This is a genomic window from Nocardioides sp. YIM B13467 (assembly GCF_042788075.1).
In the GTDB taxonomy this organism is placed as follows: domain Bacteria; phylum Actinomycetota; class Actinomycetes; order Propionibacteriales; family Nocardioidaceae; genus Nocardioides.
Genome location: NZ_JBHZPJ010000046.1, coordinates 2,900,366 through 2,923,496 on the forward strand (window position 1 = coordinate 2,900,366; position 23,131 = coordinate 2,923,496).

Sequence of the window (23,131 nt, forward strand, 5' to 3'; positions counted from 1 at the left end):
CGGAGCCGCCGAGAGAACCGACACATTCCCGGAGTATGCTCTTTACCCCCAGGCCTGCGGCAGGTCGTGAGCCTATGACTCACATCGGCGATTCCTTCGGATCCAGCCGCCTACTCAGAGCCCTCGCGGGATACCGTGACAGGTGTGTCAACGGAGACGCATATCAAACCTGTCCAAGCTCAGCAGAACGTCCTGCAGAACCGCCTGCCGAGCACCACCTACTTCCGCCACGTAGCCCCCGAGGAGCTCACCGGCCGCAGCGAGGCTGATCTCGCCGGCGCGGTGGGATCGCATCTGGCGCTGGCAGCGAACCGCCCGCAGGGCACCGCCGCCGTGCGCATCCTCACCCCGACCACCGCCGCAGACGGTTGGTCCGCCGGAGGCCGCAGCGTCGTCGAGATCGTCGTCGACGACATGCCCTACCTCGTGGACTCGGTCAAGACCGAGCTCTACCGTCGTGGCCTCGACGTACATCTCGTCGTCCACCCCGTCATCGACGTCGCCCGTGACGTGACCGGTGCGCTCGAGGGGGTGAACGAAGGCGACATCAGCGAGTCCTGGATGCACATCGAGATCGACCGTCTCGCCCCCGACGCCGCCAAGGAGATCGTCTCCGGCCTCGAGGGAGTCCTCGAGGACGTACGCGAGGTCGTCGAGGACGAGCCGAGGCTGCACCGCCGGCTGGCGGAGATCGCGGCCGGTCTGCGCTACACCCCGCCCAACAGCGTGCCGCGCGAGGAGGCCTCGGAGGCCGCCGAGCTGCTGGCCTGGCTGGCCGAGGACCACTTCCTGCTGACGGGCTACCGCGAGTATCGCCTCGACGGCGACTACCTGCGCGGTCGCTCCGGCACCGGCCTGGGCATCCTGCGTGCCGACCCGCCGCAGGCGCCCGACCACGGCAAGATGCCGCCCAAGGTCGCCGCCCACGCCCGCGACAAGGTCATGCTCGTCCTGGCCAAGGCCAACTCACGCTCGACCGTCGGGGAGCCCGCCTACCTCGACCACGTCGGCATCAAGATCTTCAACGGCGCCGGTGAGGTGATCGGCGAGCACCGCTTCCTCGGCCTCTTCACCACGAAGGCGGCTCGCGAGTCGGTGACCCGGATCCCGGTCGTACGCGGCAAGGTCGCCGCGGTCCTCGACCACACCGGCTACGACGCCCGCAGCCACACCGGCAAGGCGATGCTCGACGCGATGGAGTCCTACCCGCGCGAGGAGCTCTTCCACGCCTCCACCGAGGAGCTGATGGACCTCGCCGAGGCCGCGCTGGGAGCGATCGAGCGTCGCATCCTGCGGGTGGCCGTCCGGCCCGACACGTACGGTCGCTATGTCTCGGTGCTGGTCTCGCTGCCGCGTGACCGCTACAACACGACGGTCCGCGAGCGGTTCTCGAAGGTGCTTCTCGACGCGCTCGGCGGCACCGACCTGGAGTTCACCGTACGCATCAGCGAGTCGACCACCGCCCGCGTGCACTTCGTGGTCCACGGCACCACCGAGTCGCTGGGGGAGGCCCTGGACACCCCGGGGCTGGTCGACAGCCTCGAGTCGCGGCTGCGCAAGGCCGCGCGGAGCTGGCGCGACGACCTGGTCAGCGCGGTCATCGCCCATGCCGGCGAGGAGGGCGCGGCCCGGCTCGCGCACGTGCTCGACGCGTTCCCGGAGGCCTACAAGGAGGACTTCGACGCCGACACCGGCGCCGCGGACCTGACCCGGCTCGAGATGCTCTCGCACCAGGGCGAGGCGGTCGACTTCTCCTTCTACAAGGACCCGGAGAGCCCCGGCGGTTTCCGGATCAAGATCTACCGCACCGGTGGCCCGCTCTCGCTGTCCCTGATGCTCCCGATCCTGTCCTCGTTCGGCTTCGAGGTCACCGACGAGCGGCCCTACGACCTCGAGGGCGTCGGCACGTCCGGGTCGGAGGAGTGGTTCATCTACGACTTCGGGCTCGCCTACTCGGGCACCCCGGTCGGCACCCCGACCCAGCTGGTCGCCGCGCTGCACCAGGCCTGGTCCGGTCGCAGCGAGGTCGACGGGCTGAACGCGCTCGTCCTGGCCGGTCTCGACCACGGTCAGGTGACACTGCTGCGTGCCTACGGTCGCTACCTGCGCCAGGCCGGCACGCCCAACTCGTTCCAGACGATCGCGGGCGCGCTGTGCGCCAACCCGGGCATCGCCCGGCAGATCGTGGAGCTGTTCGAGACCCGTTTCGACCCCTCGCTCACCACGCGTGACGAGGCGAAGCGGGCCGAGGCGATCATCGAGGCCCTCGACGACGTCGCGAGCCTGGACCAGGACCGGATCCTGCGCAGCTACGTCACCACGATCCAGGCGACCACGCGGACCAACTACTACCGGAACCGGCCCTACCTGGCGCTCAAGTTCGACCCGCAGCAGGTGCCCGACCTGCCGCTGCCGCGCCCGGCGTACGAGATCTTCGTCTACTCGCCCGACGTCGAGGGCGTGCACCTGCGCTTCGACGCGGTGGCCCGTGGCGGGCTGCGGTGGAGCGACCGGCGCGACGACTTCCGCACCGAGGTGCTCGGTCTGGCGAAGGCGCAGCAGGTCAAGAACACCGTGATCGTGCCGGGTGGCGCGAAGGGCGGCTTCGTCCCCAAGGGCGGCGCGGCCGGTCCGGACGCGTACGTCACGTTCCTGCGTGGCCTCCTCGACGTCACCGACAACCGGGTGGACGGCGAGATCGTGCCGCCGCCCGACGTGGTGCGCCACGACGGCGACGACTCCTACCTGGTCGTCGCCGCCGACAAGGGCACCGCGACGTTCTCCGACCTGGCCAACTCGGTCGCGGCGGAGTACGACTTCTGGCTCGGCGACGCGTTCGCCTCCGGCGGCTCGGCGGGCTACGACCACAAGGCCATGGGCATCACCTCGCGTGGCGCCTGGGTCTCGGTGCAGCACCACTTCAAGCGGCTCGGGATCGACCCGCAGACCGACGAGATCACCGCGGTCGGTGTCGGGGACATGTCCGGTGACGTCTTCGGCAACGGCATGCTGCGCTCGGATCGCATCCGGCTCGTGGCCGCCTTCGACCACCGGCACATCTTCATCGACCCCACGCCCGACGCGGCGGTGGGTTTCCAGGAGCGGAAGCGACTCTTCGAGATGCCTCGGTCGACCTGGGAGTCCTACGACACCTCACTGATCTCGGCGGGCGGCGGCGTGTGGTCGCGGCAGCTGAAGTGGGTGCCGATCAGTCCCGAGGTGCGGCAGGCGCTCGGTCTGGCGACCGACGTCAAGCGGCTCACGCCGCAGGAGCTGATCAGCGCGATCCTGCGCGCGCCGGTCGACCTGCTGTGGAACGGCGGGATCGGGACGTACGTCAAGGCGTCCAGCGAGACCGACGCCGACGCCGGTGACCACGCCAACGACGGGGTCCGGGTGGATGCCGCCGAGCTGCGGGTGCGGGTCGTCGGTGAGGGGGGCAACCTGGGTATCACCCAGGCCGGCCGCGTCGAGTTCGCCCGCAAGGGTGGACTGATCAACACCGACGCGATCGACAACTCCGCCGGTGTCGACACCTCCGACCACGAGGTCAACCTCAAGGTCCTGCTGGACCGAGAGGTACGCGCGGGCTCGCTGACGCTTGCCGCGCGTGACGAGCTCCTCGAGGAGATGACCGACGAAGTCGCTGCGCTGGTGCTGGCCGACAACGAGGCCCACAACGTGACCCTGACCCGTGCGGTGGCCTCGGCCCCGCAGCTCTTGGAGGCTCACGAGCGCCAGATCGCGGAGTGGGTCACGGCAGGCCTGCTCGACCGCGACGTGGAGGGACTGCCCTCCTCGACCGAGGTCGCGCGCCGTCTGGAGGCGGGGGAGGGGCTCACCGCCCCCGAGCTCGCCGTCGTGCTCGCCTGGACCAAGATCGAGCGCCGGCGCGAGCTGGTCGCCGAGGGCGTCCCCGACCCGGCCGCGGACCCGGAGATGACGAAGCGCCTAGTGGCGTACTTCCCGACCGCGATCCGCGAGCGGTTCCCCGAGGCCATCGTGGATCACCCGCTGCGGTGGGAGATCTGGGCGACCTCGGCGGTCAACGAGGAGGTCAACCTCGCATTCGGGACGCTCGACGCGCTGTCACGGTGAGCACCGTGCCGGCGAGCAGGAGCGAGATGCCGAGCGCGGCGAACACCCACGACGGGCCGCCGGTCTCGGGGAGCGAGCTCTGAGGTGAGGTCTCCGTCGGCGGTCCCGGGGTCGGGGTCGCCGGCGGATTCTCATTTCCACCAGGAGTCGGCACGTCGGTCGGGTCCGGCGTGGGCGTCGGATCCGGGGTCGGCGTGGGATCCGGGGTCGGGTCCGGCGTCGGGGTCGGGTCCGGCGTCGGGGTCGGGTCCGGCGTGGGGCTCGGCGAGGGGACCTCGTCGATCCTGAAGTCCTGTCCGCCCCGGATCTCGCCGGCCGAGGTGATCGTGACCGTACGCGAGGCCTCACCCACGACCCGCATCCCATCGGGTGCGGTGACGGTGATGGTGTAGTCGCCCGGCGGGAGATCCTCGACGATGTAGCCGCCGGCGTCGTCGGTGGTGGCGGTGACCGGGCCGTCGGGCCCGTCGACGGTGACAGTGACGCCGGCGACCGGGTCTCCGGTGGACGCGTCGGTGACCCGCCCGGCGATCGTGCCGGGGCGGGTGAGGTCGAAGTCGACCCCGGTCACGTCGCTCGTGGCCACGGTGACAGGTCGCGTGGTGGTGCCGGTGTAGCCCTCGGGCGCGTCGATCTCGGCGGTGTAGTCGCCGGGCGGCACCCCGTCGAGCCGGTAGTTGCCGTCACCGTCGGTGACGGTGGTGATGGGGTCGCCGCCGCCGGCGGGGACCAGGCGCACCTGGACGCCGCCGAGCCCGCTGCCGCCGCCGGTCACGGTGCCGGAGACGCTCGCCAGCTGGTTGACCACGAAGTCCTGGTCGGTGATCGGGCTGTCGTCGACGGTGATGTCGGAGCGGGTCGTACCGTCGGGACCCGCGGTGTAGCCGTCGGGCACCGTCAGGGTCACCGAGTAGCCGGTGCCGACGGCGTTGTCGTCGAAGAGATAGCTGCCGTCGGTGCCGGTGGTCGTGGTCGCGGTGGTCCCGTCGGGCCGGGTCAGGGTCACGGTCGCGCCCGGGACCGGAGCGCCGGCGTCGTCGCGTACGGTGCCGCTGATCGCCTGCGGGATCACCTGCCGCACCTCGAAGTCGGCCCGGGAGGCGGGGTCGCCGTCCTCGCCACGGTTGCTGACGGTCGCCTCGGTCTGTCCGACGATCGCGCATCCGTCGGGCTGGCTCAGCCGGACGGTGTAGCCGTCCTGGGTGGCGAACTCGCCGAAGGAGTAGGTGCCGTCGGCGGCGGGGCTCGTGGTGGCCAGCGTCTCCCCGTAGGGCGAGACGAGGGTGAGCACCGAGCTCTCGACCGGGCACGGCCCGGAGGTCGACACGTCGGTGACCGTGCCGCCGATCGGCCGCGCCCGGCTCACGAACCAGGTCTGGTAGACCGGGAACCCGGCACGGCGGGTGAAGACGAAGGTCAGGCTGGTGAGCCGGATGTCGGGCTCGTACCAGCCGCTGGCGCCGTTGGTGTCGGTGGCGGTGGGGTTGCCGGTCAACGTCGAGGTGGCCGGGTTCCAGGTGGGCTGGTCGGTGCCGCCGCCGTAGTTGAACGACCCCTGGAACCACGAGGAGATCTCCGCGGCCGGGACGGCCTCGCCGTTCTCGTCGGTCGCCTGGACCTGGACCTGGTCGGAGTCGATGTCACCGAGCACGAACGCCCAGCCGGTGTCGGGCGTGGGGTTCTCGAAGGCGTACGTCGTGGTCGAGGCGCCGGTCGGGGTGTCGGCCTTCGGGCGCAGGTTGATGTAGGCCGACCCGCGGCTCGATCCGTACTTCGCTCCAGGAGGCGTGCCCGCGTCGAGGAACGTGCTCGCGCCGCTGGGAAGGGCGACGTTGGCCCGGGAGTCGCTGGCCATCTGGGCCGCGGGGAAGCCCGCAGACCTCTGGGTCATCGTCGTGGAGTAGTCGTTGGACGTCCCGGAGACGGGTGCCCACTCGGCCCAGGAGTCGGTCACGGCATGAGCCGGTCCCGGAGACAGCACCGTGACGAACACGCCGGCCAGAAGTGCCAACGCCAGACAGGCCCGGTTGAACATGCGAGGGGATCCTTTGCTTCCGAGGAGCAAAACGTTGCGTTGGGGGACTTTGAGAAGGTTAGACCTGCGGAACCGGATTTTTGCCCTCTGAAGCGCGTGTGTGGCCGAGGTTGTCGTCGTTCGAGGACAGCGTCTGCCAGTCCGCGGGGCGCGGGATCGACCGCACCGAACGGGCGAGCGTGGGGATGAGAGCGGCGAGAGCGACCAGCGCCGTGACCGCGAGGACCGCGGTGGTGCCGCCGGTGACGGCGAGCAGCGCCCCGGCCAGGGCGGGCGCGAGCGGGATCGAGAGCATCGAGACGAACTGGGCCGCGGACTGCACGCGTCCGACCAGCTCCGGTGGGGTGATCGCCATCCGGTACGCCGCGACGCCGGCGTTGCCTGCGGGGTTGAGGAAGAGGCCGACGGAGACGGCCAGGGCCATCACGGCGGGGTGGGTCCAGAACGCGAGCGGGATCGAGAGCGGCACGAAGCTCCACGCGACCAGGGCGGTGAGTCTGCCCGTCGGGATCGTGTCGATGAGCCAGGGAGCGACCAGTGCGCCGAGGATCCCGCACGCTCCGATCGCCGCCTCGGCCAACCCGATCTGCCAGGCCGGGAACCCAGCCTCGATCAGTCGCAGCAGCGCCATGAAGAAGAGCGCGTTGACGGCCAGGTTGGCGGCGGGTCCGAAGAAGAGCAGCGTACGCAGGAACGGCTGCTGCCAGCTGTAGCGCAGTCCCGCGACCAGGTCGGCCGAGGCCTTCTCGCGAGGCGCACGGGCGCGGGCGGGCGGTGCCGAGAGGTCGGCGCGGACGCGTCCGAGGAGCAGCCAGCCGGCGGCGTACGCGATGGCGTTCCCGGCGAACGGCGCCCAGCGGGTGAAGCCGAGGAGCACGCCGCCGAGCGGACCGCCGAGCAGTCCGGCGATGTGCTGGCGTGCCTGCTGCTGGGAGAGGGCCGTCGGGAGGTCGTCCGCCGCGACGACCGATCTGATCGCTGAGTTCTCGGCCGGGAGGAAGAGCCCGTTGAGCGCTCCGGTGAGAAGGGCGACGAGGAGCAGGTGGGGGAGGGTGAGCGAGCCGAGGATCCCGGCGAGAGCCAGCGAGGCGTACAGGACGGTGCCCGAGCCGTGGGCGAACCGCATGATCCGCAGTCGATGGCGGCGGTCGGCGATCAACCCGGCGGGCAGCAGCATCCCCACCATCCCGATGAGGTGGATCGCCTCCGCGGCCGCTGCCCAGAAGGCGGATCCGGTCAACGCGTACGCGACCAGGGGCATCGCGAAGAGGCTCACCCGGGTCCCGAGCTCGGCGACGGTGGCGCCGATCCAGAGGGCGGTGAAGTCGTGGTTGCGGGCGAGCTCGCGGTAGGAGGGCATACCCGCACCATAAGGTGCGCAAGTCATGTTGCGCAATATGTATTGCGGAATTCTGTAGACTGCGGCCATGGCTACGTACGACGACCCGCGGATCCTGCGCGCGATCGCCCACCCGACTCGCAACCGGGTGCTGCACGAGCTGTCCGCAGCGGGATCCCTCCGTGCCGCGGATGTCGCGCAGCGCACCGGCATCCCGGCCAACCAGGCCAGCTTCCATCTGCGGCAGCTGGCGAAGTACGGCCTGGTGGAGGTCGACCCCGACGCCGGCCGTGACAAGCGCGACCGTGTCTGGCGGCTCACCGACGACGACATCACCATCAGCCCGAGAGAGATGGTCCAGCAGCCGGGAGGCGAGGCGGCTTACACGGTGTTCCAGCGCAGCTCCGTCGCCTGGGGCCACCACCTGGTCGACGAGGCCTTCAAGGTCTCCTCGGAGCTCGAGGACGATCCGGCCAGGCGGCTCGTGTCGGAGTCGTCCCTGCGGCTGACGAAGGACGAGGCCCTCCAGCTGCAGCAGGAGCTGAACCAGGTCGTCGCGCGCTACCGCGAGACCGGCCGTCAGCCGTCCGGCGAGGAGCGGGACCTCTACTCGGTCTACCAGATCGTCCAGCCGATGCCTGACCTGGCCCGTGAGGCCGATCCGGGGGTGGCGACGTGAGTCATGTCTCAACGCCTGCCTCAGGCCGCCTCCTACTCGCGAGTCACCGAGAAGTTGGTTTACCGTCCGAAGTCGCGCCCATCCCAGGACGCCAGTAGGGAGATAGACGAACGATGAGCACGAGCCAGATCGCCGAGAAGCGCGAGGTCCGCGAAGCCAACCGAGTCGAGGGCCACAACGCCCGGTCCTGGCTCCTGGTCTCCGCGATGCGTACGGAGATTTTCGACGACGCCCAGCTGAGCCGAGCCGACCAGATCATCCTCGACATGGAGGACGCGATCGACACCTCGCTCAAGTCGCAGGCGCGCGAGAACGTGACCAGCTGGCTCAAGGGTGGCGGCCGTGCCTGGGTACGCATCAACGACTGGACCACCGAGGACTGGAGCGAGGACATCGCGGCGCTCGCCGGGATCGAGACGCTTGCCGGTGTGATGCTCGCGAAGACCGAGTCTCCCGACCAGGTGACCGACACGTTCCAGCGACTGGGTGGCAAGACCCCGGTGATCCCGCTGCTCGAGTCGGCGCTGGGGATCGAGGACGCCGCGACGATCGCGCGCGCCCGGGGCGCCTACCGGCTCGCCTTCGGCTCCGGTGACTACCGCCGCGACACGGGCGCGGAGAACGACCCCCTCGCGATGGCCTACCCGCGGACCAAGCTGGTCCTGGCCTCGCGGATCGGCAACCTGTCCGGTCCGATCGACGGCCCGACGGTGGGCAGCAGCCACCCGCTGCTGCGTGAGCAGTCGGCCGACGGCGTCGCGATGGGTATGACCGGCAAGCTCTGCCTCGACATCGAGCAGCCCTCGGTGATCAACGAGTCGTTCAGCCCGTCCCCGTCCGACGTGACCTGGGCCTACGAGTTCCTCCACAAGTTCGAGGAGGGTGGCCGCGTGATCCGCGACGGCAGCGACAAGCCGCGTCTGGCCCGCGCCGAGACGATCAAGCGCCGTGCCGAGCTGTTCAAGATCAAGCCGGACACCGAGGCCTACGACGCCCCCACCTCGGGGCCGAGCGTCTACTGATCGACGCCGACTCGGCGCTCTGGGGTGGGACAGCCGCGCCGGGTCGGCACGGCTCGGCTAGCGTTGATGCCGTGGATCTGCAGCAGCGCATCAATGACCGGGCCGGTGAGATTCTCCTGTTCGCCGTCACCCCGCCCAGGGTGACGACGGCACCCGAGAGGGTGCAGCAGATCGCGGAGGTCACGCTCGAGCGGATCCGGCCCCTCGATGTCGACGGGCTGATCCTCTACGACATCGACGACGAGTCCGACCGCAACCCGGAAGAGCGGCCGTTCCCGTTCGTACGCACCCTCGACCCCGCCGAGTTCCTCGAGCGCAACCTCGCTGGTCTCGACGTGCCGGCCGTCGTCTACCGGGCCACGGGGAAGTACGACGAGCCGACGCTGCGCGACTGGGTCAAGACCCAGGACCCGGCCAAGGCACTGTCGGTCTTCGTCGGCGCCTCCTCGGGTGAGAAGCGGGTCGCCACCAGCCTGCGCCGCGCCCAGCAGATCCGGAACGAGGCCAACCCCGACCTGCTCCTGGGCGCCGTCGCGATTCCTGAGCGACACACTGCCAAGGGCGACGAGCACCTTCGCCTGATCGCCAAGCAGGAGGCGGGCTGCTCCTACTTCGTCACCCAGGTCGTCTACGACGTCAACGCCGCCAAGAACCTCGTCTCCGACTACCGCTACGAGTGCGAGACCCGTGGCCTGCAGCCGGTGCCGATCGTGTTCACCTTCTCCGTCTGCGGCTCCATGAAGACCCTCGAGTTCCTCCGCTGGCTCGGTGTCGACGTCCCGCGCTGGATCGAGAACGAGCTGCGCCATGCCACCGACACCCTCGACGCCTCGCTCGAGCAGGCCGAGGCGACGGCGATCGAGCTGATGTCCTTCTGCCGCCAGCTCGGCGTGCCGTTCGGCATCAACATCGAGTCCGTCTCGATCCGCAAGGTCGAGATCGAGGCCTCCGTACGTCTCGCCGAGCGGCTCCGCGGCAAGCTGGCGCGCTGACTCACAAGCCTGTGCGCATCGCCCACAGCTCGGGGAACAGGATGATGTCGAGCTGTTTGCGCAGGTAGGAGACACCGCTGGTCCCGCCGGTGCCGACCTTGAACCCGATGATCCGCTCGACGGTGGTCACGTGCCGGAACCGCCAGACCCGGAAGGCGGTCTCGAGGTCGGTGAGCTCCTCACCGAGCTCGTAGAGGTCCCAGTGCTTCTCCGGGTCGCGGTAGACCTCGCCCCAGGCGGCCTCGACGGCGTCGGAGGCGGCGTACTCCTGCTTCCAGTCCCTGTCGAGATGATCGGCCGGGATGTCGAAGCCGCGCCGGGACAGCAGGCGCAGCGACTCGTCGTAGAGAGACGGACGTCCGTACGCGGCGAGCACATCCTGCTCGTGCGGCCGGCCCTCGTGCACGCGGAGCGTGTAGGCGGCCTTGTTGCCGAGCGCGAACTCGATGCAGCGGTACTGCCACGACTGGAAGCCCGAACCGGTGGCCAGGTAGGGGCGGAACTTGTCGTACTCGGTCGGGGTCAGCGTCGAGAGGACGTCCCAGGCGTGCACGAGCTGCTCCATGATCCGGGATACCCGAGCCAGTCCCTTGAACGCCGGACGCACCGCATCCTCGGCGAGAAGCCGCTGCGCCTCGGTCAGCTCGTGCAGCGCGAGCTTCATCCACAGCTCCATCGCCTGGTGCTGCACGATGAAGAGCATCTCGTTGTGGTCGCCCGAGAGCGGATTCTGCGCGCCGAGCACCTCCGGCAGGTGGAGGTAGTCGGAGTAGTCCATCGGAAGATCCTGCGTGCTGCTCATGTGACTGCTCCTCGGGTCCAGAAGCGCTCGTCGCGCCATTCGTCGTTGTCCATCACCGAGACCAGGTGGTCGACGGCGTCCCACACGTCGACGTAGCGGGTGTAGAGCGGGGTGACGCCGAAGCGCAGGATGTCTGTCCCACCGGCCGGTCCGGCGCGGAAGTCGCCGACCACACCTCGCTCGATGAGCGCCTGCACGATCGCGTACGCCCCGTCGTCGGCGACGCTCAGCGACAGCTGGCTGCCTCGGCGGGTGTCGTCCAGCGGGGACTCGATCGTGAACCCGGGAAGCCGAGAGGAGACGAGGTGGGCGAAGAGACGGGTCAGCGCGAGCGACTTCTCCCGGATCGCCTCGAGACCGCCGTACGTCTCGGCCGCCAACAGCGTGTCGACCCCGCACTCCAGGGCGGAGATGCCGATGACGGCGGGGGTGCCGGACAGGTAGCGCGAGACCCCTTCCGCGGGCCGGTAGCCCGGCGACATCTCGAACGGCGCCGCGTGACCCATCCAGCCCGACAGCGGCTGCTCGAATCGGTCGACGTGGCGAGGGTTGACCCACAGGAACGCCGGCGATCCGGGGCCACCGTTGAGGAACTTGTAGCCGCAGCCGATCGCGAAGTCGGCGTCAGCGCCTCGAAGGTCGACCGGCACCGCGCCGGCCGAGTGGCACAGGTCCCAGACGGCGAGCACGCCGTGCTCGTGCGCGAGCGCGGTCACCGCGGCCATGTCGTGCAGGTAGCCGGTGCGGTAGTTGACCTCGGTCAGCATCAGCACCGCGGTGCGGTCGAGCAGCCCCTCGATCTCGTCGGGCGAATCGACCAGCACCAGCTCGTAGCCGCGCTCGCGGCACAGCGAGGAGGCGATGTAGAGGTCGGTGGGGAAGTTGCTCCGCTCGCTGACCACGACCCGGCGATCGGGTGAGTCGACCGAGGCGATCGAGAGCGCGGAGGCCAGGACCTTGTAGACGTTGAGGGAGGTCGAGTCGGCGACCACGACCTCGCCCTGACCTGCGCCGACGAGCCGGGCGATCTTGTCGCCGACGCGCTGGGGGAGAGTGATCCAGGAGGCGGTGTTCCAGGACCCGATCAGCCCCTGCCCCCACTCCTGCGTGACCACCTCGGCCACCCTGCCGGCGGTGGCTCGGGGGAGTGCCCCCAGCGAGTTGCCGTCGAGGTAGATCGTCTTCTCGGGCAGGTCGAAGAGGTCCCGCAGCGGAGCCAGCGGGTCGGCCTGGTCGAGAGCGACGGCATCGTCGCGGTTCATTCGGCAGTCTCCTTGATCGGCCTGAGCACGGCCCGCACGGGCGCTGCGTCGGCGGTGGTGAGCTTGAGGGGGAGCGCGATCAGCTCGTAGTCGCCCGCGGGCACCTCGTCGAGCAGCAGGTTCTCCAGGATGCGTACGTCATGACGGTGGGTCGCGAAGTGGGCCGGAAGATCCTTGGAGGAGGACGGGTCCAGGCTGGCCGCGTCGGTGCCGACCAGCCGCACCCCGTTGGCGGCCAAGAGGTCGATCAGCGCGGGGTCGAGCGCGCAGAAGTCGTCGTCCCAGGTCGTCGGCTGGGCGGCGTACGTCCGGAACAGCACGCGTGGCGGCAGGTCGGTGACGTCGATGTCGTCGACGGTGACCAGCGGCCGGACCCCCGACACGTCGACCACGCGGCACGGACCGAGGAACGGCTCCAGCGGCATCTCGCCGGCGGGCGTGCCGTCGTCGGTGAAGTGCAGCGGAGCGTCCGCGTGCGCGCCGACGTGGGCCGACAGGCTCAGCTCGGCGACGTTGACCGGGCACCCGGGGCCGATCCGGAACGTCCAGCCGACCTCGGTGGCATGGTCGCCGGGGAAGACCGGCGAGGATGCGTGGACCGGTGGGGAGATGTCCCAGAGCTGCGCCATGGCGCCAGGATAGGCCGCCCTCCGGCGGGGTCGGTCAGGCGGTGAGGAACTCGGCGGCCACCGGAGCCAGGGCGTCGGCCTTGACCATGTGGTCCTGCCCGTCGAGGACGACGTAGCGTCCCTCGGGAACGGCCTTGGAGATGGCCTGCTGGGCGTTGGTCATGTGGGTCGGGCTCTTGCTGCCCGCCATCGACAGCACGGGCACCGACACGTTCTTGTAGTAGCCGCCCGGCAGGGGCAGACCCTGCTGGAACGGCACGCACATGCCCAGGTCGTAGACCAGCGTGTGGGCGACCGGGGTGAGCTTCTTGAAGGCCGGAGTGAGACGCATGATCTTGACCGCGACCAGTGGCATTCCGACCACGCGCATGAACAGCTCGACCGCGGCGGCCCGCTTGCCGTTCTCGACCAGAGTCTCGACCTGCTGCGCCAGGTCCGCATCGTTGGGGCGGTGGGTGTCGTCGAGGATGAGCGGCGCCTCGTAGGCGACGATCTTGTCGATCGGCAGCCCGGCCCGCGCGGCCTCGAGGGCGAGGAACGCGCCCGAGCTCAGGCCCAGCAGATGGGCGTGCCCGCCGGCCGCCTCGATCACCGCACCCAGGTCGGCGACCTCCTGCTCGACCGCCTCCATGGTGCCGGCGGCAGCCGGCTTGGCGATGTTGCTGTCGCCGCGGCCGCGACGGTCGTAGCGGTAGACGGTGAAGCGGTCCGAGAATGCGTCGGCCAGCTCCTTCGACGGCCCGAAGCCGCGATAGCACATGGCCCCGTCGACCAGGACGAGCGCCGGGCCGGAGCCGACCACGTCGTAGGCGATCGTGGTGCCGTCGGCGGAGGTGGTGGTCTTGGTCATCGTTCTGCTCACTTCTGTCGCGGTGGTCGAGCCCCTCGAGCGTCGTATCGAGCTTGTCGAGATGACCCGGTTGATACTTACGCGTCGGACGAGACCTCGTCGCTTCGACACGCGGCCGCACGTTTTTCGAGAAGCTCCTGTTCCCCGGCGTTGGTGGTCAACGAGGCCGCCTCGTCGAACGCCGCCGAGGCCTCGAGATGCCGTCCGGCCCGGTGGAGCAGGTCACCACGTACGCCAGCGGGGAGATGCGACCCCGGAAGTGCTCCCTCGGGGAGCGCCGCCAGGATGGCCAGCCCGGCCTCGGGACCGAAGGCGCGTCCGTGCGCCACCGCCCGGTTGACCTCGATGACAGGGCCGGGGACGCCGGTCGCGAGCATGTCGTAGAGGCGGGCGATCTCGGCCCAGTCGGTCTCCTCGGCCCGCCGGGCGCGGCCGTGGCACGCGGCGATCATCGCCTGCACCAGATAGCTCCCGCCGGGGGTGCCGGAGGAGGCCAGCGCCGTCGCCCGGTCGACCGCGGCCAGGCCGCGTCGCAGCAGCAGCTGGTCCCAGCGGGTCCGGTCCTGGTCCTCGAGCAGCACCGGGTGACCCTCGGCATCCGCCCGGGCAGCGAGCCGTGAACCCTGGATCTCCAGCAGCCCCTGCAGCGCCTGCGCGTCGGGATCGCCCGGGGCGTGCGCGGCCAGCATGCGGGCCAGCCGCATCCCCTCCAGGCACAGCTCGGGCCGGGTCCACGACGGCCCCGACGTGGCCGCGTAGCCCTCGTTGAAGACCAGGTAGATCGTCTGCATCACGTCGCGCAGCCGCGCCGTCCGCTCCTCGCCGGTGGGCAGCTCGAACGAGGCCCCGACCTCGGCCAGGGTGCGCTTCGCCCGCGAGATCCGCTGTCCGACGGCCGACTCCTTGGCGAAGTAGGCCCGGGCGATCTCGGCGGTCGTCAGACCGCCCACGAGCCGCAGCGTCAGCACGGTTCGGGAGTCGGGCGCCAGCGTCGGATGGCAGGAGAGGAACATCAGCCGCAGCACGTCGTCCTCGATGTGATCGACCGCGGCAGCCAGGTCAGGCATCTCACCCTCCTCCAGTTCGTGGCCCAGCAGGGCGACCTTGCGGCGCAGCACCTCGTCACGGCGGAACCCGTCGATCGCGCGCCGCTTCGCGATCGACATCAGCCACGCGCCGGGGTTGCGAGGGATGCCCTCGTGCGGCCACTGCTCCAGCGCCGCGACAAGGGCATCCTGGGCGAGGTCCTCGGCCAGGTCGAGGTCGTGCGTCATCCGCGCCAGGCCGGCGAGGAGCCGTACGGACTCGTTGCGCCAGACCGCGACGATCGCGTCCTCGGTGGGCGAGCTCATTCAGCCGGGGTCGGCGGACCGAACAGCGGCCGCATCTCCACGGCCACGTCCTGCCCCGGCCACAGCTCCTCGTGGAGCTGGATCATCCGGCGTCCGAGCTCGATGGCCTCGTCGGGAGAGCGGACCTCGAAGAGCGAGAACCCACCGGCGACCTCCTTGGCCTCCGCGAAGGGCCCGTCGATGTGGGTCACCTCCCCGGCGGTCAGCCGGATCTCCACCGCGGGACCGAGCCCGTCGGCGTCGAGGAGGATGCCGTCGGCGTACTGCTGCTTGATCTCGGACTCCACCGCCTCGATCAGCGCGGCCGGGGGCGGACCCGCGTTCGGGTCCATCTTCACGAACATCATGTAGCGCATCTGCTTCTCCTTGCGTGTCGGCGGCGCGTCCGTTGCGCGTCGTCGCCTACGCGTCGAGAAGAGCCTGCCGCTTTCGACACGTCCGCACCAGAGAATTCAGTACGTGTCGCTCCGGTCGTCTCAGGACGCCTCCGACTTCTTGTCCTCGGCCTCCTCGGGGACCTCTTCGCCGCGAGACTTCTTGGCCGCGGCGACCGAGCGCTGCAGGGCTGCGAGCAGGTCGACGACCTCGCCGGAGGTCTTCGTGGAGGTGGGGGTCCGCTCGACCTCGCCACCCTCGATCTTGGCCTTCACCATCTCCTCGACGGCACTGGCGTAGTCGTCGGAGAACTCCTCGGGATGGAAGTCGCCCGCGAGAGTCTCGACGAGCATGTTGGCCATCTTGATCTCGGAGTCCTTGATCTCGCCGGCCTCGACCTTGAAGTCGGGCACGCGGATCTCGTCGGGCCACATCATCGTCTGCAGCACGATCACGTCGCCGTTGTCGGTCGGCCGCACCCGCAGCGCCGCGACCGTGGTGCGCTGACGCAGCGCGACGGTCACCAGGGCGACCCGGTCGGCCTCGAGCAGAGCCTGGCGCAGCAGCGCGTAGGGCTTGACCCCGGTGTTCTCCGGCTCCAGGTAGTAGCTCTTCTCGAAGAGCATCGGGTCGATCTGGTCGCTCGGCACGAACTTCTCCACCGCGATCTCGCGCGAGGAGGTCGTCGGCAGGTTGGCGAAGTCGTCGTCGGTGAGCACGACCATCTCGCCGTCCTCGGTCTCGTAGCCCTTCGCGATCTCGGAGTAGGGCACCTCCTCGCCGTCGATCGAACAGATCCGCTGATAGCGGATCCGGCCACCGTCGGACTGGTGCACCTGACGGAAGGAGACGTCGTGGGACTCCGTCGCCGAATAGAGCTTCACGGGCACGCTGACCAGCCCGAACGAGACCGCGCCCTTCCAGATCGCACGCATCGTGAATCCCCTCATCAAATGGCATCTGATAAGCCAGTATCTGCCGGTATCCGAATTTGGGGAAGATCATTCCCCTGCACGACCGTGACGAGCTGCGACAGGCACGATCCGCGTGAAGGTCGCGAGGAGGGTGCACATGTGCGGATCTGACGTCGTCGGCCAGGAAATGCGCTGCGACTTCCACGCACATGTGGGGAACTGGCAGATGGTGTCCCTGTGACCGTCCGGACCATCGTGGTCGTCGTTGTCGGCGTGGGCATTGCCTACCTCGCGTTGATGGTCGGAGCAGCGGCTGCGATCACGTGGGTGATCGCGCCCAGGGAGTACTCGGTCGACTCGGCCGTGGAGCAGCAGGTGATGACGGACTTGGAGCCGTGGTCCGACCAGGTGATGGCGGTGCAGGCGCCAGCGGGCACCACGCTGACCGAGGACTCCGGAGTCCTCGGCTGCCTCTATGACGACTCGGTCCAGACAGCTCATCAGCCGAACGCAGGCATCTACTGGCACGGGGCCTATGACGCTGACGCCGCCAAGAATGGGCCCGGCAAGGTCGCGCGTTCGGAGTTCGGGCTCCTGGTCGATCGCCTCGAGGCGCTGGACTGGCAGGTCGAGTCGGAAGGCCTCGTCGAAGGCGCCGACCAGATCGAGCCGAGCCGGATGGAGGCGATTCTGGTCAGGGGGTCCGGTGACGATCTGGTTCGTCTGGAGCTGACCACCGAAGGGTGGAGCTACGGTGCGGTGCTCACGCTTCCGCATGCGCCGCAGGCATGCCGTGTCGACGTCGACTGGCCGTGAGGATTGGACCAGATCTGCGCGGCGCAACGACGTCCTAGAGGCAAGATGGACGCATGCGTCCGATGCTCGCGACCCCTGGTACCCACGTGCCACCGGGGGACGAGTGGGTCCACGAGGTCAAGTGGGACGGCATCCGACTCCTCGGCGACAGCCCGGAAGGAGGTACGCAGACCCGGCTGACCACACGCAACGACAACGACGCGACCCCCGCCTGGCCCGAGATCGCGACGGGCCCGGAACGCGACATCGTCGTCGACGGCGAGGTGATCGCGCTCAACGACGCCGGGCTGCCCGACTTCCGGGTGCTCATGGACCGGATGCACAACCGCGACGTCCGTCGGGCGGCGCGGTTCGCGGAGAAGATCCCCGCGACGTACATGGTCTTCGATCTTCTCCGTCTCGACGGGCGGCTGCTCATCGAGGAGCCCTGGGCCGAGCGCCGCAAGCTCCTCGAGGCCGTCCATGCCGAGGGCGACCTCGGCTCGTGGCAGGTGCCGGCGACGTACGACGACGGCCGGATGCTCCACGAGGTGACGCGGGCGCAGGGGCTGGAGGGGATCGTGTCCAAGCGGCGCGGCAGCCGCTACCGGCCGGGGGAGCGGAGCAAGGACTGGATCAAGCTGGCCCATCGCTACCGGGCCTCGCTGGTGGTCGGCGGCTGGCGCCCCGAGGTGGGCACCGAGGGCGGCACGGAACGTCTCGGTGCCCTGCTCGTCGGGCAGCCGACGCCCGAAGGTCTGATCTACCGCGGGCGGGTCGGCAGCGGAATCACCGGAAAACGGGCCCACCGGCTCGGGGAGCTGCTCCGCGAGACCGGCCGGAGCCCGTTCGCCGGTCCCGACGTCGACCCCGACGGAGGAGTACCGCCGGTCGACGCTCGCGGCACCCACTGGGTCGAGCCGCTCCTCGTCGTCGAGGTGGAGACCCACGGCACCGCCGTCGCGGCGGCGAGCTACAAGGGCCGGCTGCGGCAGCCGAGCTTCATCGGGATCAGGGACGACGTCTCACCGGAGGATCTGTGATGGTCGAACGAGAAGAGGTACGCGTCGAGGTCGACGGCCGGGTCCTGACCCTGACCAGCCTCAGCAAGGTGCTCTATCCGCGTACGGGCATGACGAAGGGCGAGGTGCTCAACTACTACGCCCAGGTCGCGCCGGCGCTCCTGCCGCAGCTCCGGGACAGGGCCGTGACCAGGATCCGGTGGCCGCACGGCATCGGCGACATGTCGTTCTTCGAGAAGAACGCACCGGCCGGCACACCCAGCTGGGTCCGCACGGTCACCGTTCCGACAACGGGATCCCGAACCGCCGACCACAGGGAGGGAACACTCACCTTTCCGATCCTCGACAGCCTCGCCGCCCTCACCTGGGCCGCGAACCTCTCCGCGCTGGAGCTGCACGTCCACCAGTGGACGGTCGACGCCGACGGCACCCCGGCCGGCGCGAACCGGATCGTGATCGACCTCGACCCCGGCGAGCCCGCCGGTCTGCAGGAGTGCTGCGAGGTGGCGCTGCTGGTGCGCGAGGCGCTGGGCGCCCGTGACCTCGCGGCGACCCCGGTGCTCAGCGGGAGCAAGGGCCTGCACCTGTACGCCGCCCTGCCGGAGCCCGTCGAGCCGGACGTCGCCACCGCGCTGGCCAAGGAGATCGCCGAGGACCTCCAGAAGGCCCACCCGCGCAAAGTGACCGCGACGATGACCAAAAGTCGCAGGTCAGGCAAGGTTTTTCTGGACTGGTCCCAGAACTCGGGGTCGAAGACGACGATCTGCCCCTACTCGCTGCGAGGCAAGGAGATCCCGACGGTCGCGGCCCCGGTCACCTGGGACGAGGTCACCGAAGGGGCCGAGGATCCGCTCGGTATCGACCAGCTCGGACCTAACAATGTGATCACGCGCTTATCTGAAAGGGGGGATCTCTTCACAAGCCCTACGGGGCTGTAACTATTGTTCTCTTCATGTCGAACTCCGTGCTTGTCGTAGAAGACCAAGAGGACATCGCTGCTCCCCTGGTGCGCACGCTCCAGCGTGAGGGCTATGACGTCACCTGGGTCGACTCCGGCAAGAAGGCGCTGGAGCTGCTGGCACCTCCGTACGACGCCGAGCTGGTGCTGCTCGACCTGGGCCTTCCGGACATGGACGGGCTCGAGGTCTGCAAGGCCGCTCGCGACAACGGCTACGAGGGCGGGATCATGATCCTCACCGCCCGTGACGCCGAGATCGACCTGGTCGTCGGGCTCGACGCCGGTGCCGACGACTACCTGGCCAAGCCGTTCGCGCTGGCCGTCCTCCAGGCGCGGGTCCGCGCCCTCCTGCGCCGCTCGGGTCCGGTCGAGCCCGGCGCCGACGACGACGCTCTGCGCATCGACGTGGCTGCCCACCGGGTCTACGCCGGCGAGCGCGAGGTGACCCTGACCGGCAAGGAGTTCGCGCTGCTGGCCGTTCTGGCCGCATCCCGCGACAAGGTCGTCTCCCGTGACCGGCTGATGGCCGAGGTCTGGGACGAGAACTGGTACGGCTCGACCAAGACGCTCGACGTCACCGTCGGACGCCTGCGCCAGAAGCTCGAGGCGGCCGGTGTTCAGGAGAAGGTCGTCGCCGTCCGCGGCGTCGGTTTCCGTCTCGAAGCAGCGGAGTAAACGCAAGTTCGACACGGTGTCATATGCGTGTTCAGTGGGTGAGATGTTTCACAAACGACGGCAAAGTCACGCGTGAACACGCCGAATGTGCTCCAGATTCGGCCATTCGGGATTGGATCCGTTCCAGATCGCATGTCACCTTGGATGAGCCGTGCAGAACGCACGACCGGCCCCGGTACACGCCGAATCCTGTCCCTCCGGACGCCGGCCCCAACTACTGAACCCCCTTTACCCTCACACTCAGCAGTACGTATGGGACAGGAGCGGGGGACCCAAGTTCCACGCGACTAACTCGGACGGTCGCTTGGGGTGAAGCCATCGCAGATGGCCGGGCAACCTTCTAGCCCGAACCCGACAGCTCACCTCGCAGGCGTGGGAAGGAACTCACGCATGTCCAAGTCCGTATCTCATCCTGCCCATCGAGGCGCGCCCCGCCCGTTCCGGTCGCCGAACGTCTCGATCGCCCGGACGATCGCAGGATCTCTCAGTGGCCACGGCAAGCTCGTCGGCCGCATCACACTCGCCAGCGGTATCGCCGCCGGTGCCCTGGTGGCGGTCCCCGCCGCCAATGCCGCGCCGGTCTCCCACGACACCACCACCTCCGTCGAGTCGACCGTCGAGCCGGCCAAGGTGGTGGAGGCTCCGACGCTGGAGGCCTCGGCCACCCCCGCGGCGATGCTCACCGACATCAAGCAGCTCGAGAGGGCTGTCGAAGTGCAGGAGCGCAAGGCCGAGGCAGCCCGCAAGGCCGCCGAGGCGAAGCGCAAGGCAGCGATCGCCGCCAAGAAGGCCGCGGAGGCGAAGAAGAAGGCAGAGGCTGAGGCGAAGGCCTACGCCGCGAGCCAGGAGGGCAAGATCGAGCGGGCGATCAGTGTCGCTTCGGAGCAGATCGGCGACCCGTACGTCTGGGGTGCCACCGGTCCGAGCTCGTTCGACTGCTCCGGCCTGACGCAGTACGCCTTCAGTGCCGCCGGCATCGAGCTTCCCCGGGTCTCACGGGACCAGGCCGCTGCGCTGCCGACGATCCCGAACGACCAGATCCAGCGTGGCGACCTGATGTTCTGGGGCAGCCCCGTCTACCACGTGGGCATCTTCCTGCGCTGGGAGAATGGCCAGGCGATCATGCTGCACGCCCCCAAGCCGGGCGCGTCCGTTCGTGAAGAGGCTGCCTGGGACGGCTGGTTCGCCGGCTCGACTCACCAGGCCTGAGATTTCTCGGGGCCCATATATCCCCCTGGCGCTCGCCCTCCGGTTCCCCTACCGGAGGGCGAGCGCATATTTGAGGGTCGGCGAATCGGGTGCGGCACCACGCGTCAAGTAACCTGTAAGACGTGGCAGGCCCCGAATTCGACACCGAGATCAAGCAGCTCCAGGCAACGATGCAGACCATCGGCCAGGTGCTGGACCTGGACGCGATGCGCAAGGAGATCGCCGACCTCGGCGAGCAGGTCGCCGCGCCCGACCTCTGGGACGATCAGGACAACGCCACCCGCGTCACCGGACGTCTCTCCCTGCTGCAGGGCGAGCTCAACAAGTTCACCGAGCTCCGCACCCGCATCGAGGACCTCGGCCTGATGGTCGAGATGGCCCAGGAGGAGGGCGACGCCGACTCGCTCGCCGAGTCCGAGGCCGAGCTGAGCCGGGTCAAGAAGGCCGTCGAGAGCCTGGAGATCCGCACCCTGCTCTCGGGGGAGTACGACGCCCGCGAGGCCCTGGTGACGATCCGCTCCGGCGCCGGTGGCGTCGACGCCGCCGACTTCGCCGAGATGCTGATGCGGATGTACGTCCGCTGGGCCGAGCGCAACAAGTACCCGGTGGAGGTCTTCGACACCTCCTACGCCGAGGAGGCCGGGCTCAAGTCCGCCACCTTCGCGATCCACGCTCCCTACGCCTACGGCACCCTCTCCGTCGAGGCCGGCACCCACCGTCTGGTGCGGATCAGCCCCTTCGACAACCAGGGCCGCCGCCAGACCTCCTTCGCCGCGGTCGAGGTCGTGCCTGTGCTGGAGCAGACCGACGAGATCGAGCTCGACGAGAACGAGATCAAGGTCGACGTCTACCGCTCCTCGGGGCCGGGTGGCCAGTCGGTCAACACCACCGACTCCGCGGTCCGGCTGACCCACATCCCGACCGGCACCGTGGTCTCCTGCCAGAACGAGAAGTCGCAGCTGCAGAACAAGGCCGCCGCGATGATCGTCCTCAAGGCCAAGCTCCTCGCGCTGAAGAAGGCCGAGGAGGAGGCCCACCTCAAGGACCTCAAGGGTGACGTCGCCGCCTCGTGGGGCGACCAGATGCGCAACTACGTGCTCAACCCGTACCAGATCGTCAAGGACCTGCGTACGACCTACGAGACCGGCAACCCGCAGGCGGTCTTCGACGGTGACATCGACGGGTTCCTCGAGGCCGGCATCCGGTGGCGCCGTGGCGCCGAGAAGGCCGAACAGAACTGACCTGATGGTTGCGCTGACGCGCACCAGGCTTCCACTCCCGGGCCGCGGGGCGGCGTACGTCTATGACGCCTACGGCCCTGAGGACGGGGTGCCGATGGTGCTGTTGCACGAGCTCGGAGGCAGTGCGAAGCGGTGGCAGGGTGTGGTGCCGCCGTTCGCGACCGCCCACCGGGTGCATGCCTTCGACATGCGTGGACACGGGGACTCGGACTGGGCCTCGGAGTACTCCCACCGGCTCATCGCCGACGACGTCATCGTGGCGATGGACGCGCTCGGGATCTCGGGTGCCGTGGTCGTCGGGCACTCGACCGGCGGCAACGTCGCCCTCCTGGTCGCGATGCACCGGCCCGACCTGGTCTCCCGGCTGATCATCGAGGACGTGGTGCCACCCGCGCCGCGCCGGCGCAGGTCGCCCGGGCGCCCGGCGCGGCCGATGCCCCACGACTGGGAGTGCATCGCGTCCCTGCTGGTCGAGGCGACGATGTACGACGCGTGGATGTGGGAGCAGCTCGAGCTGCTGCCCATGCCGACCCTGATCGTGGCCGGTGGCGGCAACAGCCACATCCCGCGGTCGGACCTGGAGAAGGTCGCCCAGCGGATTCCGCAGGCCGACCTCGTCCACTTCGACGTCGGCCACTTCGTGCATCGCAACCAGCCCGCCGAGTTCGCCGAGACCGTCCTGGCCTGGCTCGCGTCGCGGGTGGGATCCCCATCCCTAAGGACCCCACCCGCTCTCGCCAGCCGGCTCTGCTCTGACTCAGTGCCCGCGGCGGCGCACGCCGCCCGGTGAGGTGCCTACCCGACCCGAGCGACTAAGTCGATTAAAGCACTCGACTTTAGGTCGGTGCAAACGACGCGCCGGGACCGGGTCTCGATCGAGAA

General features: G+C 69.3%; 20 protein-coding genes and 1 riboswitch. Of the genes, 11 read left to right on the forward strand and 9 right to left on the reverse strand.

Annotation, left to right across the window (positions count from 1 at the left end):
* The first annotated feature begins 144 nt into the window (after positions 1 to 144).
* Positions 145 to 4,098: an NAD-glutamate dehydrogenase gene (locus tag ACFX43_RS21005; RefSeq protein ID WP_378834207.1), complete on the forward strand. Its 3,954-nt coding sequence runs from the start codon at positions 145 to 147 to the stop codon at positions 4,096 to 4,098.
* Here the strand turns inward: ACFX43_RS21005 and ACFX43_RS21010 are convergent.
* Entirely contained in the window at positions 4,058 to 6,133 is a 2,076-nt protein-coding gene (locus ACFX43_RS21010) for a collagen binding domain-containing protein (RefSeq protein ID WP_378834210.1), read from the reverse strand. The genes ACFX43_RS21005 and ACFX43_RS21010 overlap by 41 nt on opposite strands.
* 58 nt (positions 6,134 to 6,191) lie before the next feature.
* The gene (locus tag ACFX43_RS21015) at positions 6,192 to 7,493 is read right to left on the reverse strand and encodes an MFS transporter (RefSeq protein WP_378834214.1); all 1,302 of its coding nucleotides are present in this window, start codon (positions 7,491 to 7,493) and stop codon (positions 6,192 to 6,194) included.
* A gap of 67 nt (positions 7,494 to 7,560) precedes the next feature.
* On the opposite strand from ACFX43_RS21015, the gene ACFX43_RS21020 reads away from it, so the two are divergent.
* From ACFX43_RS21020 to ACFX43_RS21030, 3 genes are all read left to right on the forward strand, one after another.
* Positions 7,561 to 8,151, forward strand: coding sequence for an ArsR/SmtB family transcription factor (locus ACFX43_RS21020; protein WP_378834216.1), 591 nt, complete (start codon positions 7,561 to 7,563; stop codon positions 8,149 to 8,151).
* A gap of 113 nt (positions 8,152 to 8,264) precedes the next feature.
* On the forward strand, positions 8,265 to 9,173 hold the full coding sequence (locus ACFX43_RS21025; protein WP_378834219.1) for an HpcH/HpaI aldolase/citrate lyase family protein: 909 nt from the start codon (positions 8,265 to 8,267) through the stop codon (positions 9,171 to 9,173).
* Between the two features lie 71 nt (positions 9,174 to 9,244).
* Positions 9,245 to 10,165 (forward strand): methylenetetrahydrofolate reductase, encoded by a 921-nt coding sequence (locus ACFX43_RS21030; RefSeq protein ID WP_350716160.1) that lies wholly within the window; start codon positions 9,245 to 9,247, stop codon positions 10,163 to 10,165.
* 1 nt (position 10,166) lies between these two features.
* Here the strand turns inward: ACFX43_RS21030 and kynA are convergent, their stop codons facing one another.
* The 7 genes from kynA to ACFX43_RS21065 form a co-directional block, all read right to left on the reverse strand.
* Positions 10,167 to 10,967: a tryptophan 2,3-dioxygenase gene (kynA, locus tag ACFX43_RS21035; protein WP_378834225.1), complete on the reverse strand. Its 801-nt coding sequence runs from the start codon at positions 10,965 to 10,967 to the stop codon at positions 10,167 to 10,169.
* Entirely contained in the window at positions 10,964 to 12,229 is a 1,266-nt protein-coding gene (gene kynU / locus ACFX43_RS21040; protein WP_378834229.1) for a kynureninase, read from the reverse strand. The genes kynA and kynU overlap by 4 nt, the downstream gene beginning before the upstream one ends.
* Complete coding sequence (gene kynB, locus ACFX43_RS21045) at positions 12,226 to 12,858, reverse strand: arylformamidase (RefSeq protein ID WP_378834232.1); 633 nt, start codon at positions 12,856 to 12,858, stop codon at positions 12,226 to 12,228. Before kynB ends, kynU begins: the two co-directional genes overlap by 4 nt.
* Before the next feature lie 34 nt (positions 12,859 to 12,892).
* Entirely contained in the window at positions 12,893 to 13,708 is an 816-nt protein-coding gene (locus tag ACFX43_RS21050; RefSeq protein WP_378834236.1) for an alpha/beta fold hydrolase, read from the reverse strand.
* Positions 13,709 to 13,785: 77 nt separating this feature from the next.
* Positions 13,786 to 15,060 (reverse strand): RNA polymerase sigma factor, encoded by a 1,275-nt coding sequence (locus ACFX43_RS21055; RefSeq protein ID WP_378834240.1) that lies wholly within the window; start codon positions 15,058 to 15,060, stop codon positions 13,786 to 13,788.
* Positions 15,057 to 15,416, reverse strand: a complete 360-nt coding sequence (locus ACFX43_RS21060) for a YciI family protein (protein ID WP_378834243.1) — start codon at positions 15,414 to 15,416, stop codon at positions 15,057 to 15,059. The genes ACFX43_RS21055 and ACFX43_RS21060 overlap by 4 nt, the downstream gene beginning before the upstream one ends.
* 120 nt (positions 15,417 to 15,536) lie before the next feature.
* Complete coding sequence (locus ACFX43_RS21065) at positions 15,537 to 16,370, reverse strand: Ku protein (RefSeq protein WP_355018638.1); 834 nt, start codon at positions 16,368 to 16,370, stop codon at positions 15,537 to 15,539.
* 216 nt (positions 16,371 to 16,586) lie between these two features.
* Between ACFX43_RS21065 and ACFX43_RS21070 the strand changes: the two genes are divergently transcribed.
* From ACFX43_RS21070 to ACFX43_RS21100, 7 genes are all read left to right on the forward strand, one after another.
* Positions 16,587 to 17,165 carry a hypothetical protein gene (locus ACFX43_RS21070; protein ID WP_378834247.1) on the forward strand — a complete coding sequence of 193 codons (579 nt, stop codon included), beginning with the start codon at positions 16,587 to 16,589 and terminating at the stop codon, positions 17,163 to 17,165.
* Between the two features lie 53 nt (positions 17,166 to 17,218).
* The gene (locus ACFX43_RS21075; RefSeq protein WP_378834251.1) at positions 17,219 to 18,187 is read left to right on the forward strand and encodes a DNA ligase; all 969 of its coding nucleotides are present in this window, start codon (positions 17,219 to 17,221) and stop codon (positions 18,185 to 18,187) included.
* Positions 18,187 to 19,104 (forward strand): non-homologous end-joining DNA ligase, encoded by a 918-nt coding sequence (gene ligD, locus ACFX43_RS21080; RefSeq protein ID WP_378834254.1) that lies wholly within the window; start codon positions 18,187 to 18,189, stop codon positions 19,102 to 19,104. Before ACFX43_RS21075 ends, ligD begins: the two co-directional genes overlap by 1 nt.
* Positions 19,105 to 19,118: 14 nt before the next feature.
* Entirely contained in the window at positions 19,119 to 19,799 is a 681-nt protein-coding gene (locus tag ACFX43_RS21085) for a response regulator transcription factor (protein ID WP_176884042.1), read from the forward strand.
* 213 nt (positions 19,800 to 20,012) lie between these two features.
* Positions 20,013 to 20,184, forward strand: a riboswitch (cyclic di-AMP (ydaO/yuaA leader).
* 5 nt (positions 20,185 to 20,189) lie between these two features.
* Positions 20,190 to 21,008: a C40 family peptidase gene (locus ACFX43_RS21090; protein ID WP_378834260.1), complete on the forward strand. Its 819-nt coding sequence runs from the start codon at positions 20,190 to 20,192 to the stop codon at positions 21,006 to 21,008.
* Between the two features lie 122 nt (positions 21,009 to 21,130).
* A complete protein-coding gene (prfB, locus tag ACFX43_RS21095; RefSeq protein WP_378834262.1) occupies positions 21,131 to 22,249 on the forward strand; it encodes a peptide chain release factor 2 in 1,119 nt (372 codons plus the stop codon).
* A 4-nt stretch (positions 22,250 to 22,253) separates the two neighbouring features.
* The gene (locus ACFX43_RS21100) at positions 22,254 to 23,039 is read left to right on the forward strand and encodes an alpha/beta fold hydrolase (protein ID WP_378834265.1); all 786 of its coding nucleotides are present in this window, start codon (positions 22,254 to 22,256) and stop codon (positions 23,037 to 23,039) included.
* Positions 23,040 to 23,131: the final 92 nt, after the last annotated feature.